The organism is Spirosoma liriopis (assembly GCF_023196085.1).
Lineage (GTDB): Bacteria > Bacteroidota > Bacteroidia > Cytophagales > Spirosomataceae > Spirosoma > Spirosoma oryzicola.
Map to the genome: position 1 here is coordinate 1,392,497 of NZ_JALPRF010000001.1, position 15,132 is coordinate 1,407,628.

Here is a 15,132-nt window from a genome sequence, read left to right on the forward strand (position 1 = left end):
TGTTGAGCAATCACGCATCCAACGCCGTAGGGTAGTTTCAACGCGGTAATGGCAGGCCAATTACCTGAGCCACATTGGTACGCGCATCAACCGGACGCATTCGAAACGAATAGGTATAGGTCTTGTTTGCCGGCAACTGGTATTCCGAATGAACGCGTGGACTCCAACTATCGTCTCCCCCCAAACCCATCTGTGCCATATCCACATTGACTACCGTTACATTACCCCGCTCTACTTCCTGCGTTTCGGGCTGTTTTGCTTTCAGTAACGCCTGATCGGTGTAGTCCCGCGCATTGATGTTCAGCAACGCAGGGGTCGTTAGATCACTCATGATCAGCAAACCAACGCCCGAGCCGTCTGTCAGTTCGGCCCAGCGAACGTCGGTCTTATTGCCGTTCTCCTGCGCCATGGTATACGGAAAAAACTGGTCAGCTACTTTACTTTCGTATAATCCAACTTTGGCAGCATCTTTCCGGTCGGCATAACTCTCGAAAGGTCCACGTCCGTACCATTTGAGGTTATTCAGGGTTGCCGGCAACTGAAACTGCATGCCTATCCGGGCCAAGGGCGGAAGCGTTCCCGAAGGTTTGTAGCTGGTTGTGATCTGCACGTCGCCCGTTCCGTAAACAAGGTACTCGGTCTCCTGCGTTAGAGTACCGTCTTTAGCCGTCAATTCATTTGTGCAGCTAACGCGCACCAGCTGTGGCCGGATTTCTACCTTGACATCAACCGAGTGTGCTTTGATCGTGTCCAGACCTGCCTGACGCCAGCGGGCCGCGAACGAACGGTCTCCACCTCCTTCATCGTTATCGGTCGGTACCCGCCATAAGCTTGGCTGAGGTTCTTTTGTGATCAGGTTCTTGTTTCTGAACAGCCACTGGGTCAACGCACCACTCGTTTTGTCGAACACCACGGTAAAGTCTTTTCCCCGAACGGTTACGGCCTTCGGCGACTGTACCACCTTGAGCGCCGGAATCCGGTTCATCCCTACAACTGGCTGTACCGCAGGCTTGGCTATTATCGGAAACTGAGCCGACGCCACCTCATGGCCCGCCGGAGCCCAACTGGTTGCTTGCTTAAGCCGGATAGTTACGTTCAGGAAGTATTCGCTCACCAGCGATGCGCCAGGAGCAGGAACAGCACGGGCATTGCCAGTGACCTGCCGCATATCGACAACTTCGCTGATGTGTACCGGCAACGTTATTACCTGTGTCTGACCGGGCTTAGCGACAAGATTATTTTCACCACCCCGCTGAATAACCTCGCCATTCCGAATAACTTCCCACTCTAATCGGAACGGTTCGAGCGACTGAAAATCGTAGGTATTGCGCACGTTTACTTTAACGGAACCATCGGTCTGAATTTGACTGACCGACAAAGCCGCTGGCGTCGTTAGTTTCACGTATTGGTAGACGAGCTTTACTTCGTTGATCTCCGGTTGCGGCTGGCGGTCAGGGTTGACCAACCCATCTCCGGCATTGGCTCCGTCGATGTAATTGATGTGATCCGTAAATTCCTTTCCCGCTTTGTTTTTTAGCCGCAACCCCTGATCAACCCAATCCCAGATAAACCCACCCTGCATCCGGGGATACTTGTCAATGGCCGCCCAGTACTCTTTCAAATTACCGACGCTGTTGCCCATCGCGTGCGCGTATTCGCAGACAATAACAGGTCGCGACGGATCTTTTTCCATCAATTTAACCATATCCTCCACAGTCGGATACATCGTCGAAATGATGTCGAAGCTGGTCAGCGATGTGCCCGTGTAGGGTTTACGACCTTCGTAATGAATAGGTCGCGTTGGGTCGATCAGCCGGATAATATCGGCCATGTCGCGAAAGTTTTGCCCCATGTCGCTTTCGTTACCCAACGACCAGATGACGATGGATGGGTGATTTTTGTCGCGCTCGACCATGGCCCGCCCCCGTGCTACGAACGCATCACGCCATTCGGGTTTGTCAGCAGGGGATTGCCCTTTTGACCATAAATCGTGGCTTTCGATGTTCGCTTCATCAATAACGTACAAACCATACTCGTCGCAGAGGTCATACCAGTCCGTTACGTTCGGATAATGTGATGCGCGTACAGCATTGATGTTGTGCTGTTTCATAAGCTTGATATCCTGAATCATGGACTCACGGCCAATCACCCGCCCGGTGGTGGGGTCGAACTCGTGCCGGTTAACGCCTTTGTACGTAACGGGTTTACCGTTTACCAGCAACTGCCCGCCGGTCAAGGTCATTTCCCGGAAGCCAACGCGCTGACTAATGGCTTCCACGGCTTTTCCATCCGATCCCATTAGCTGAACCGTCAATGTGTACAGCGTTGGTGATTCGGCGCTCCAGAGCGCGGGCGCTTTTATTTCTTTACTCAGCCGAACCATCGACTCCTGCCCGGTATTCGTTGCACTCTCTGAATTGAGGGTTTCCGAAAAAACAAGAGCTCGCTTGGGATCGTACAGCGTAACTTTCAATTGGTAAGGCACTTGCGTTGTCGAAAACGAGCGCACGTTAGCCGTTATTTTCAGAGTGGCATCACGATACTGGTTGTCCAGATCCGTTGTTACGGCTAGGTCGCGCAGGTAGGTCGTGGGCGTTGCGTACAGGAATACATCGCGGAAAATCCCTGAAATTCGCCAGAAATCCTGATCTTCCAGATAACTCCCATCCGACCAGTTGATCACTTCTACGGCCAGCAGATTTTCTCCCGTTTTGAGCTTATCGGTAACCAGAAATTCGGCCGGTGTCATGCTATCTTCGTGGTAGCCGACCGGCTGTCCATTCAGAAAAACCCGACAGGTCGATTGAACGCCCGCAAAATGCAGAAACACAGCCCGATCCTGAAAAGTAGCCGGGACGGTAAACCGCAGGCGATACAAACCAACGGCGTTCGTATCCGATGTTATACGCGGTGGCGTAACGGGAAACGGGTGTTTGATATTCGTAAAAATGGGACGGTCGTAGGGTCTACCTTCGCGCGCACCCACTACTTGCCAGTTGGAAGGAACCGGCAGATTATCCCAACTTTTGTCGTCCGTACTGGGTTGGTAAAAATCACCGGGAACCTGATTGGGATGCTTCAACCAGCGAAACTTCCAGGTGCCATTGAGCAACTTGACGTACGGTGACGTACGCCAGTCGGTTGAGGTTAACGCTTGCTGCTCGGTAGCGAAGGGTACCAGGGTCGCGTGGGGTTTCTCGGTATTTTGACTGATTACCGCTGGGTTCTCCCAATCAGGAAGCGTCTGGGCGTAAGTCGAAGCGGTTAAGTTGACTAAAAAAAGAGAGACTAGTAAGCGTTTATGCATACGCAGCACGTTTAAGAGAAAGGATATTTGCAGAAAAGACGCTAGAATAACCCGCAGGTTTCTACGACCGACAAAATTCTCCACAAATTAACTGCCTTACCACCTGAAACTTATGATTTTTCGCCGTTTACTGCTTTGTTTTCTGTTCACTCTTCCGTTTATCGCATCGGCTCAGTCGCGCCGACGCGCTCAATTAACCAATCCGCAGGCAAACGGTCCTGTTCCGGTTGTACCCGCTCCGCAGACGCGCCTGCTGGAAGGGATGGTTCTGAACAGTTCGATCCTGAACCGGGGCGTTAAGTTCTCTATTTATCTTCCCCCCGATTATTACACATCGAACCGACGCTATCCGGTCGTCTACCTGTTGCACGGCTACGGCGATGACGAAACTGGCTGGATACAATTTGGTGAAGCCGACCGTATCGTCGATGCGGGTATCCGGTCGGGCGAACTACCGGCCATGATTATCGTGATGCCCGACGCAGGCGCTACTTTTTACGTGAACGATTACCAGAACAAGGTTCGCTACGAGGATATGTTTGTGCAGGAGTTTATTCCGCACATCGACTCCATGTTTCGGACCCGTACCCAGCGCGAATTTCGGGCCATCTCCGGCTTATCGATGGGTGGTTTCGGGTCGCTAACCTTGTCCATGCACCATCCCGAGCTGTTCAGTGCCTGTGCCGCGATGAGCGCCGGAATTCGCACTGACGAAAGCTTTGTCGCCATTCCTGACGAACGGTACAACACGGTTTTTGCACCCATATTCAGTGGTCCAGCCAAAGGCGAAGATCGGCTAACGGTCACCTGGAAGCGCAACAGCCCGATCAATCTGGCGAAATCAGCACCGGAAGGGGACCTAACCAAAGTGCGCTGGTACATTGATTGTGGCGACGACGATGCCCTGACGGTTGGGAACGCCATGTTGCACCTTGCCTTGCTGGATCGCAAAATTCCGCATGAATACCGCGTCCGCGATGGTGCGCATACGTGGAGTTATTGGCGCTCTGGTCTGCCAGATGCCTTAAAATTCGTTGGCGCAGGTTTTCACCGGTAGACAACGTTACTGCTTCTGAATAGGGACGACGGCTTCGGTTTCGTCCCAGACCAACTGCATAGTTGCGCCATCCGGTTTTTTCATAAAATCGATGTAAAACTGCTCAGCTGTTGGCTTGTGAGATTGTGCGTCAATGGGTACCCGCAACACGTCTTTCGTTTGATCGTAGTTGGTGCCCCATTGGCCTGTTTCGCTATTAAAAATAGCGGTCCACTTTTCTTGTTCAGGAATGGTCCATAACGAATAGCTTCCGGCTTTCAACGGTTTTCCGGCAATCACCACATCCTGATCAAACCGAATCACGGTGGCTTCATTGGCACCGGTACGCCATACTTTCCCGTACGGTACGAGTCCACCAAAAATTACCCGGCCTTTCTTGTAAGGTCGGCAATAGTTTACAGTGATTGTAAGGCCGTCGTTGTTGAATTGAGCTACGGCTTCGGGACTGCTCGATTTTGTTAAGGTTCGTAGTACAAAAAAGCCGATAAGCAGGATAGCCGCAATACTGGCAAGAATAATAAGAACGCGTCGCATGACTGTGTGGGATAAAATACTGGGAGCCTGCAAGATACAAAGTTCTTGCAGGCTCCCAGCCATCATATAACTATATTACTTGCTGTTGCACGGATTGACCAGCGGGATTCAACCGGCCACTAACCCAATGCTATTCGGACTATTAAGCCATTTCTTTCTTTAGCTTGTCGCGTAACTGAAACAACTCATCACGCAGACGGGCCGCTTCCAGGAAGTCGAGATCTTTGGCGGCACGTTCCATCTTGGCCTGGGTTTCGTTGATCACTTTTTCCAGGTCGCCCTTGCCCATGTACTGCACCACAGGATCGGCAGCAATCCGAATTTCTTCCGGCTCGACGTAGAAATGTTTCGCTTTCGAATCGGCCACTTTAGTTTGTCCCATGATTGCCTCGCGGGATTTCAGCACCGTCGTCGGCGTAATGCCGTTATCCGCGTTGTACTCCATCTGAATCGCCCGACGACGGGTAGTTTCGTCAATGGCTTTCTGCATGGAGCCGGTGATGGTGTCGGCATACATGATCACTTTGCCGTTTGCGTTTCGGGCCGCCCGTCCTATAGTCTGAATCAGCGACCGGATGTCACGCAGGAAACCTTCTTTGTCGGCATCCATAATCGCTACCAGCGACACTTCCGGCAAATCGAGCCCTTCGCGCAGCAGGTTTACCCCAACCAGTACGTCGAAATTACCCAACCGCAAATCCCGCAGAATCTCGACCCGGTCCAGCGTTTTCACCTCCGAGTGAATGTACCGCGTTTTGATACCGACCCGATCCAGGTATTTGGTCAGCTCTTCGGCCATGCGCTTGGTCAAAGTCGTCACCAGAACACGTTCACCGTTTTTGATCCGGCCATCGATGGATTCGAGCAGATCATCAATTTGGTTAAGGCTAGGCCGCACTTCGATTTCCGGATCGAGTAGCCCCGTTGGCCGGATGAGCTGTTCGACAACCACACCCTCGCTCTTCCGCAATTCGTAATCGGAAGGCGTAGCCGACACGTAAATCGTCTGTCCCGACAAATCTTCAAACTCCTGGAACGTGAGCGGTCGGTTATCCATCGCCGAGGGCAGCCGGAATCCGTAATCGACCAGCGCCGTTTTCCGCGAACGGTCACCCCCCCACATAGCCCGAATCTGAGGGATTGTGACGTGACTTTCGTCAACAACCAGCAGGTAATCGTCCGGGAAATAATCGAGCAGACAGAACGGGCGCTGACCCGGTTGCCGCCGGTCAAAATACCGCGAGTAGTTTTCAATACCCGAACAGTAGCCCAGCTCCCGCATCATTTCCAGATCGAACTCGGTGCGCTCTTTGATGCGCGTCGCTTCCTGCTCCCGAAAATCGGACTCGAAATAACGAATCTGCGACACCAGATCGTCCTGAATCTCATACATGGCGCTGTTCAGCGTATCACGACCCGTCACGAATAGATTAGCCGGAAAGATCGTTACGATGCGTTCTTCCGAGATTTTCTTACCCGTCGAAGGGTCGATCCGCTGAATGGTTTCGATTTCGTCACCGAAGAAAATAACCCGGTAGGCAAAATCGGCGTAGGCAACGAACAGGTCGACCGTGTCGCCTTTTACGCGGAAATTCCCCCGCTGAAAATCACCTTCGGTCCGGCTGTAAAGAATGCCGACAAGCTGGTGCAAAAACTGGTTGCGGCTCATCTGCTCACCCACGCCAATGCGCACCACATTCCGTTTGAACTCTTCGGGGTTACCCATGCCGTAAATACACGACACCGACGCGACCACGATCACATCGCGCCGACCGCTCATCAGGGCCGACGTTGCCGCCAGCCGTAGCTTGTCGATCTCTTCGTTGATCGCCAAGTCTTTTTCGATGTACGTGTTGGTCGTAGCGATATAGGCTTCCGGTTGATAATAATCGTAGTAGCTGATAAAATATTCGACGGCGTTTTCGGGAAAAAACTGTTTGAACTCACCGTAGAGCTGGGCGGCCAGCGTTTTATTATGGCTAAGAATCAGCGTTGGGCGGTTGGTCTGCGCGATCAGATTGGCGACCGTAAACGTCTTTCCGGAACCCGTTACCCCAAGCAACACCTGCGACGCTTCACCTTCTCTTACACCCTTGACCAATTGTTCGATGGCCTTCGGCTGATCGCCAGTGGGTTGAAATTCTGAGGTTAGTTTAAAGTTCATTAGTCGAGCTGATAATCTGGCTAAGATACAAAATTCAGGACTGGATTACAAGGAGGCTCTTCAAACAACGGCTTTACGATAGATACGATTCAGCGGTAGTGAGCGGTTACGAATCCTCCCCTCACGAATTCCTTTTCTATAACACAATTTTGGCCACTCTTGTCCCGTCCAACAGACGCCAGATTAGCGCGCAAAGCAATAAAACTCACTAAAATAGAAGCAGTTTGGCGAGCCCGTCACGCAAAAACAGCCCTCGACTGGGGACGATTTGGCTCGGCACGGGTTGATAGAATGTGGTAGCATGAATTGAAACGCTTTTCTGACTGCCATTCCGTTCCGGCCAAACGTATTACTCTAGTTCTACAGTAAATTGTCTCTATCTGTTTTGACGAACCAACCGCAACTTCCATCCCCTGATCAACTTTTCGGTGATCTGTTTCACGACGTACAGTTGAAACCCGTTTTTATCGATTCCAAAACGTTTGTCGATAGCGTTCCCAAGTTTCCTCCCGCCGACATTCTGTCCTGGTACGAGACGGAAAAAGTAAAGTCCGGTTTTGACTTGGAAGCTTTCGTGCGCGCCAACTTTCTTGTTCCCGACCAAACAGCCAGCAATTACGTTAGCGATACGACGCTATCTACCGCCGAACACATCAATCGCTTGTGGGAACGACTCACTCGACCTGCCGATACCGCCGTGGAAGGTAGTTCCCGTGTTCCTCTACCGCATCCTTACATTGTACCGGGTGGCCGCTTCCGGGAGATTTTTTATTGGGACACATACTTCACAATGCTGGGTTTGCAGGAGGCTGGACGCGCGGAGTTGATCCGAGGAATGATCGATAATTTCGCGTTTCTGATCGACACATTCGGCTATATTCCCAATGGCAACCGGACGTATTTTTTGAGTCGCTCGCAGCCGCCTTTTTTTGCGCTGATGGTACAATTACTCGCCGAGATTGACGGGGAAGACGCGCTACGTCGCTACCGACCACAACTTCAGCAGGAGTACAACTTCTGGATGACGGGTCGGGCAGAACTCACCGCTGACCAATCCGTTCATCAGCGGGTAGTCAGAATCGATGATCAAACGGTCCTCAACCGTTACTGGGACACCCTAACGACACCTCGTCCCGAAGCCTACCGGGTAGAGTTTGAATTGGGGAACGAAGCCCGGCGGCTTGGCGTCGATGCCGAGGCTATGCATCAGCACGTCCGGGCCGCCTGTGAGTCGGGCTGGGACTTTACAAGCCGGTGGTTAGCCGATGGAAAAACGATGCCTTCCATTCATACTACCGACATTATACCTGTCGATTTAAACTGCCTGCTTTATTTTCTGGAAACCGTATTGCACGATAACAGCGCCCAAAGCAGCACCTCGGAGCCTTTCAATGGAGAACTAGCTCAACAGCGGCAACAGGCCATTCAGCGCTTGTTCTGGAATGAAGAGACAGGTTTTTTTCATGATTACGACATTGTTGCTCAGCAGCAAACCCCATCTATCACTTTGGCGGGTGTATTTCCTCTCTTTTTTAAACTAGCTACTCCCGAACAGGCCCGCCGGATTCATGACCGCCTGAAAGCCGATTTTCTGCAAGCGGGCGGCTGGGTAACAACGTTGAATCAGACCGGCCAGCAGTGGGATTGGCCGAATGGTTGGGCACCCTTGCAGTGGATCGTCTACCAGAGTTTACTGAATTATGGCTTCGTCGAAACAGCCCAGGAAGGCCGTAACCGCTGGCTGGCTTTGAACGATAAAGTGTTTAAAGCGACTGGTAAGATGACCGAGAAATACAACGTCGTGGATGCCTCGTTGACAACGGGCGGGGGAAAATATCCGAACCAGGATGGCTTCGGCTGGACGAATGGCGTATACCTTGCATTAGCGAAAGACGTCCATACCCGTTCGTGATCGTCCGCCCTTACAACCGCTGATTGACATTCTCAACGGTTCGTACCAAACTATTTGCAACCCTGTTCAGCGTCTGCTAGTTTAGGGTACACAAACGTTATTAATCTATGACCCCGCTTCGTAAACACACCGTTCTTAAACGCGTTAAAGACATTACACTCAGCGCAACACTTAGCCTGGCCCTGCTCAACGGTTCGGCTTTACTGCAAAGCTGCGGTAACAATCGGAGCGATGAGAATGAAACCGAACAAACCGAAACGAGCTTCCGACGCGGTGTCCGAACATACATTACGGAAACAGCGCCGGGCAATTTCAAGATCACGGACGAAGAGCAGGCTGACCCAGACAAGGCTGGCGCGATTGTCAACTACTACGATGGTCACCGCGATACGCTAAGCGTCGAAGCGGCTAAACGCTTGGTTGAATCCGATCAGTCGACCCGTACCTACCTCCAAAATCCTGGTGCCTATAGTGCTCACCACAGCAACGGTCTGGCCAATGCCTTGCTTTGGGGAGGATTGGGCTATATGCTGGGCCGTTCGACCGCTCCGCAGTACCGGGCCGACGAACGGCGCTACGGGTCCGGATTTTATACGACTCCGGGTCAGTACGAACGCTCCCAACAGATTCGGGAGAATGTACGAACCTCACGCGTGGTGCGTACGACACGACCATCGGGAGGGCGGAGCGGTTTCTTCGGTGGGCGCAGTCGCGGCTTCTCGTCCTAACTCGGTAGCTGTCAAACCAGTTGCTCAAATGTTCCTTGTTCGCTGGCCTTTCTCCGTACAGAGGATGTACAAGCAAGGCGACTTTTTGCCTATATTTACGGCCGAACCGAATTAGTTACTATGTCGGCTACCAATCCTTCTGCCGTCTATTTTCGTGGTTTTAACGGAGTTCGTTTTCTGGCAGCCTCGTCGGTGGTGTTCCATCATATCGAGCAATTTAAAACGATCTTCGGCTATACCGATACATTTACCAAGACTGACGAACACCCGGTTGTTTACCAGGCCGGGCGTTTGGGTGTTGCTTTGTTTTTCGTGCTAAGCGGCTTTCTGATCACGTATTTATTACTGGCAGAAAAGCAGTCATCGGGCCGGATTCATATCAAAAACTTCTATATCCGACGTGTACTGCGGATATGGCCGCTTTATTTCTGGGTTATCGGATTAAGCTTTTTTGTCTTTCCGCATATTCCCGCGCTGCATATCCCCGGTATCTCCGAATATGCCTACGACCATTTCTGGCCTAAACTGGCCCTCTTTAGTATCGTCATGCCCAACATTGCCCTGACGCTGTACCACGAAATGCCGCTTTGCTCGCATACCTGGTCCATCGGGGTCGAAGAACAGTTTTACCTCATCTGGCCGTGGCTGATCGGTAGTCTGCGTCCGCGCCGGACCTTGTTGGTTTTGGCCAGTGTCGCTCTTGTTCTGGCAGGTGGCTTTTTCTGGTTGCGGTACGGTCCCGGCTCGACGGCTCCACAGGCGGGTACAACGATGTTGCTGATTTCCGATTTTCTGGCTCACTTCCGCATCGGCACGATGGCTATCGGTGGTATTGGTGCGTATCTGGTTTTCAAGAAACATCCGATTCTGAATTTCCTGTATCAGAAACCCGTCCAGTGGCTGGTGTATGCGGTGCTGGCAACCATGCTGGCGATGGGCGTTCGGATTCCCGGATTAAACTACGAAGGTTACGCGCTGTTCTTTGTGTTTCTGCTGATGAACCTGGCCGCAAACCCAAATTCGGTGATCAACCTCGAAAACCGGCTTTGCAACTTTATGGGTAAGATTTCGTACGGGCTGTACATGTACCATCCTATCGCGATTGTCCTGTGCCTGTACGTTATCCGGCAGTTTATGCCGTACAGCTTCGGTTTCTCCGTCCTACTTTACGTGACCAGCTACGCCTTGACAACGTTGGTAGCCTGGCTCTCGTACGAGTATTTCGAGAAACAGTTCCTAAAGCTGAAAGACCGTTTTGCTCCCGGTGACAAACCCGTTGTCAAGCCACAAACGGCACGCGTTTAGCCCCTATCGTCACTTGTTAGTTCGATCAAATCATAGCGGTATAGCATAGCCCCGGTTGTGGTGGTGTCGGTTTTGAGAAACCGACACCACAGTATGTGGGTGAGCCCCCACCGACTTCAACTCGATCCACAGTATTCTCTTAAATCGCGGGGCGTTTGTTGAACCAAGGTCGGGCTTGCTCCAACTGACCCGCTAATCGAAACAACGTTGCTTCGTCGCCGAGTTTGGCGGCAAACATGACGCCGATGGGCAGACCGTCGGGCGACCAGTGTAACGGTATAGACATAGATGGTTGACCGGTCATGTTCGTGATTACCGTAAAGGAAATGTACCCTAATGACCGCTCGGCCAGATCCTCCACGGTTTTGCTCCCGTTCAGGTATTTCAACGCACCCAGCGAATCGACTAGTTTGAGCAATCGTTGCTCCGAAGCCGTGTTCTGAAACGTGCCGATCGTAATGGGTGGTCGTGGCAGCGTTGGCGTCAGGAACAAATCATAGGTTTCGTGCAGCTTACCCATGTTTCTATTAAGCGAATTCCAGCGCCGTTTCTGAAAAGCAACATCAGCCGCTGAGAACCCTTCGGCTAGCCGGGCCTGTGCCCACGTGTTCAACTCGACATCGTCGCGCCGGACAGGACGACCCAGAAAATGACCCAGTTCGCGCAAAGTAGCCGCCGTTTCGCTCAATACGTTGACAAAAAAAGCTTCGGTCACGATTGTTTTCTCGTAGGGCAACGGCACCTCCTCTACCGTGTGGCCCAGACTTTCCAGCAGCCGAGCCGTTTCCCGGACCGCTTTTACACATTCGGGATCAACGGGCTGCGACTCGATAAGGGTTTGCGTTGAAAAGGCAATACGGAGCTTGCCCGGTTCCCGGCCTACTTCTTCCGTAAAGGGGCGTTCGGGCGGAGCAATACCGTACGGGTCACCGGCGAGTGGTCCGGCAACCACATCCAGCAGTCCGGCGCTATCCCGGACGCTACGGGTCACGGCATGACCTGCTACTGCGCCATTCCACAACTCCCCGAAGCGAGGTCCAAGCGTGACCCGCCCCCGCGAAGGTTTCAGCCCAAACAAACCACAGCATGCAGCCGGAATCCGAATCGAGCCCCCCCCGTCCGAAGCCGTAGCCGCCGGTACAATGCCAGCGGCTACGGCTGCCGCCGAACCACCACTCGACCCACCCGGCGAATGCGTCAGCTTCCACGGATTTTTTGCCGGACCGTACAGTTTTGATTCGGTGTAGGGCGTCAGGCCAAACTCGGGTGTATTTGTCTTTCCGAAAAAGACCAGCCCTGATGCTTTCAGGCGTCGAACCGCTTCGCTGTCGATCGCCGAAACATAAGTCTGGTACCCCCGACAGCCCATTTTCATGGGTGTTCCGGCCCAGTCGAACTCTAAGTCTTTCAACAAAAAAGGTACACCTCGAAAAGGACCGGACTTAGGTAAGTGGGAAGCCATTTCACGCCCTTTCTCGTACAAAGGCGTTACGATAGCGTTGAGTTGCGGGTTCACGGCTTCAGCGCGGGCAATGGCCGTTTGAAGCAATTCGGTGGGTGTGACATCGCCGTTTCGAACGAGTTCGGCCAAAGCCGTTGCATCACGTTGAACGTACTCGTCAAAGGAAAGCGCCTGCGTCGATGAGGTCTGCATGGTCCGGTTGATTACGCTTGTTTCGCAATAACATCGTCACCCGCCCCTTCTGATAGCATATCCCCCGACGATGGCGCGGTCAACCAACCATTGAACCAGCGGTCGCGCTGCTGTCGGGCCGTTGCGTCGTTGAGTTCCAGCAAACGAATTCCCCCGACGGTATCGGGCGTTGATTCTTCATACAGGACCGTTAAGCCAACCCAGGCCAGGTATTCGTTTAGTTTTGTTTCAAGCGGCTGATTGCCGAAAATACACAAGTCGTAGTACCAATCCAGTGATTCGCCCACGACGGTTTCGGTAATGGTTCGGTAATCATCCAGCGTATAGCCGACGAACGGCTTGCCGAACTGCTGCCACATCATCCGCATCACATCGTCCAGCGAACGGGCATGATCGGTCCGCTGGCGAATGTGCAGATCCAGAATCAAAGCCGCAATGGCTCCTTTGTGATAAACCGACACTTTACGGTCCGGTACGCCTTTGTCGTAGCCATCCAGCCACAAATCCCACGAGGACTCGACCAATGACTGAAACGCCCGTCCGTTCGCTTCGAAGTGGCGTTTGAACAGAACCTGCAATTCTTTGAGGTACGCTTCATCGTTGAAAACGCCCGACTGCCGGAGCATCAGATCGCCGTAGTAAGTCGTGACCCCTTCGGCCACAAAGCAGGTGGGAAAGTAATTTTCTTTCGTAAAATCGTAGGGTAACAGCTCGGTAGGCCGAATCCGAATGATGTTCCAGGCATGAAACAACTCGTGCGAAGATACCCCCAGCAGATCAACGTACAAGCCTTCGCCTTCGTCGTTCGGGCCGAGCACCAATACCGTTGAATTGCGGTGTTCAACACCATGATAATAGGGCACCGGCAATACCAGCGTCAGGAAATGGTACTCCTGTTCGGGAAATTCACCGTACAGCGCCAATTGCTTTTCCGAGAAGCGGCTGAAATCGTCTATAATCCGTTCGGCATCGAACGTGTAGTCGCCATCGCTCCGCCGACCGCCCTGAATCCAGACATGAAACGAAACGCCACTGACTTCGTACTGAACGTGCTGTATAACAGGGGCAGCGATTAGGGGACAGTCTACCAATTCGTAAAAATCCGCTGCACGAAGCGTCTTTTCGTCGACCTGCGCTAGTCCACAAGCAATTGTCCAGCCGTCAGGAATCGCCAGTTCGAGCGTACAAGGCTCATCAATGCGCCCCTCCGCGTACAAACAAAGATTGACGGGGTTGACGTACAGCAGCGAATCGCTTATAAAACTGCTGCCCGCGTTGAGCAAGTTAGGTGTCGATAACAGCGAATAGTAGTTGTACCGTATGGTCAGTTCTGTAGCTCCATTTGTATGGACCAGCCAGCGGTCTTTGGTCGTTTTCCGAAACGGTAACGGCTGCCCGGTCTTATCAACAATCTCAAACCGCTGAATATTTTTGGCAAATTGCTGCAATTCGTATCGTCCGGGTCGCCAGGCAGGCAGTTGCAACTCCACTTCAGACTGGTTCTGGATTCCGGTTAGATGAGCGTCAACGGCAATATAATGAGGCAAAATTGGATCAGCAGAAAAACGATAATGCATAGGCACGAGCAGAAAGGGTGACTGAGTAACTAACTCGCTTAAAGATAAAACGTTTTTCAGAAAAGGGGCTTGGTAAACTGCGTCTATTCTCCTATCTTTGCGGACTCATTTGGAAAACAAGGGTTTTAGGAAGATATATCATGAAAAGAACGTACCAACCATCGAACCGGAAGCGGAAAAACAAGCACGGCTTCCGCGAGCGGATGTCAACCGCTAATGGCCGCAAAGTGTTGGCCGCACGCCGGGCCAAAGGCCGTCACAAACTGACCGTTTCGGACGAGAAAAAAGGCGAACGCTTTAAGATCTAATCGTTTTACTTAGCTGTTATTTGGTTTTCGGTCCGTAGTGCGACAACCGCTCGGATTTCTGAAAACTACGAACGTTTTATGCAGCAAACCTTTACCAAATCGGAGCGGCTTTGCAGCAAAAAAATATTGGGTGAACTGTTTAAGAAAGGTAGTGCGACCAGCGCCCAGACGGCGCGGACGTTCTACCTTTTTCCGTTTCGGATGCTTTATCTGCCGCACCCCGAACCCCATAACCAGGACGGGCCTCTCCTGCCCGCCATTGTCATTACGGTAAGCAAACGAAACTTCAAACGCGCTGTTGACCGCAACCTCATCCGTCGGCGCGTTCGCGAAGCGTACCGCCTGAACAAGCACCTTATTCCCCCTGGTCAGTCCTCTCCTGCCTACATTGCGTTTCTTTATACCGCCAAACAGATTATTTCGTTTGAAGAAATAGAAAAAGGTATGAAATTAGCTCTGAAAAAAATGTAATTTCGGTAGTTACTCCGTTGTAGTACGTACGCGGGCACTTTGTCCAAATCAGACTCACCTATTCCTTTACCTATTAGGTACTTATTTTTCAGACTCACGGCTTGAACCGGTTCTG

General features: G+C 52.1%; 11 protein-coding genes. 6 read left to right on the top strand and 5 right to left on the bottom strand.

Going from position 1 to position 15,132, the window contains the following annotated elements:
• Window positions 1–37: 37 nt before the first annotated feature.
• The gene (lacZ, locus tag M0L20_RS05755) at window positions 38–3,307 is read right to left on the bottom strand and encodes a beta-galactosidase, LacZ type (protein ID WP_248476059.1); all 3,270 of its coding nucleotides are present in this window, start codon (window positions 3,305–3,307) and stop codon (window positions 38–40) included.
• Window positions 3,308–3,419: 112 nt separating this feature from the next.
• On the opposite strand from lacZ, the gene M0L20_RS05760 reads away from it, so the two are divergent.
• Window positions 3,420–4,364 (top strand): alpha/beta hydrolase, encoded by a 945-nt coding sequence (locus M0L20_RS05760; RefSeq protein ID WP_248476060.1) that lies wholly within the window; start codon window positions 3,420–3,422, stop codon window positions 4,362–4,364.
• A gap of 6 nt (window positions 4,365–4,370) precedes the next feature.
• Here M0L20_RS05760 and M0L20_RS05765 read toward each other — a convergent pair whose 3' ends face one another.
• Both M0L20_RS05765 and uvrB read right to left on the bottom strand, forming a co-directional pair.
• Entirely contained in the window at window positions 4,371–4,898 is a 528-nt protein-coding gene (locus M0L20_RS05765; protein ID WP_248476061.1) for a DUF2911 domain-containing protein, read from the bottom strand.
• 142 nt (window positions 4,899–5,040) lie between these two features.
• Window positions 5,041–7,062 (bottom strand): excinuclease ABC subunit UvrB, encoded by a 2,022-nt coding sequence (gene uvrB / locus M0L20_RS05770; RefSeq protein WP_232559905.1) that lies wholly within the window; start codon window positions 7,060–7,062, stop codon window positions 5,041–5,043.
• Window positions 7,063–7,447: 385 nt separating this feature from the next.
• On the opposite strand from uvrB, the gene treF reads away from it, so the two are divergent.
• The 3 genes from treF to M0L20_RS05785 all read left to right on the top strand — a co-directional run bounded on the left by treF (window position 7,448) and on the right by M0L20_RS05785 (window position 11,007).
• Window positions 7,448–8,974, top strand: a complete 1,527-nt coding sequence (treF, locus tag M0L20_RS05775) for an alpha,alpha-trehalase TreF (RefSeq protein ID WP_248476062.1) — start codon at window positions 7,448–7,450, stop codon at window positions 8,972–8,974.
• A gap of 107 nt (window positions 8,975–9,081) precedes the next feature.
• Window positions 9,082–9,702 (top strand): Cj0371 family chemotaxis-regulating polar lipoprotein, encoded by a 621-nt coding sequence (locus M0L20_RS05780; protein WP_232559907.1) that lies wholly within the window; start codon window positions 9,082–9,084, stop codon window positions 9,700–9,702.
• A 120-nt stretch (window positions 9,703–9,822) separates the two neighbouring features.
• On the top strand, window positions 9,823–11,007 hold the full coding sequence (locus M0L20_RS05785) for an acyltransferase family protein (RefSeq protein ID WP_248476063.1): 1,185 nt from the start codon (window positions 9,823–9,825) through the stop codon (window positions 11,005–11,007).
• Window positions 11,008–11,146: 139 nt separating this feature from the next.
• Here the strand turns inward: M0L20_RS05785 and M0L20_RS05790 are convergent, their stop codons facing one another.
• Together M0L20_RS05790 and M0L20_RS05795 are read right to left on the bottom strand one after the other, a co-directional pair.
• A complete protein-coding gene (locus tag M0L20_RS05790) occupies window positions 11,147–12,661 on the bottom strand; it encodes an amidase (RefSeq protein ID WP_248476064.1) in 1,515 nt (504 codons plus the stop codon).
• Window positions 12,662–12,672: 11 nt separating this feature from the next.
• Window positions 12,673–14,238 carry a M61 family metallopeptidase gene (locus M0L20_RS05795; protein ID WP_248476065.1) on the bottom strand — a complete coding sequence of 522 codons (1,566 nt, stop codon included), beginning with the start codon at window positions 14,236–14,238 and terminating at the stop codon, window positions 12,673–12,675.
• 140 nt (window positions 14,239–14,378) lie between these two features.
• Here M0L20_RS05795 and rpmH point away from each other — a divergent pair, with 140 nt between their 5' ends.
• Together rpmH and rnpA are read left to right on the top strand one after the other, a co-directional pair.
• A complete protein-coding gene (gene rpmH, locus M0L20_RS05800; protein WP_162385660.1) occupies window positions 14,379–14,546 on the top strand; it encodes a 50S ribosomal protein L34 in 168 nt (55 codons plus the stop codon).
• A gap of 78 nt (window positions 14,547–14,624) precedes the next feature.
• The gene (gene rnpA / locus M0L20_RS05805) at window positions 14,625–15,017 is read left to right on the top strand and encodes a ribonuclease P protein component (RefSeq protein WP_248476067.1); all 393 of its coding nucleotides are present in this window, start codon (window positions 14,625–14,627) and stop codon (window positions 15,015–15,017) included.
• Window positions 15,018–15,132 lie beyond the last annotated feature (115 nt).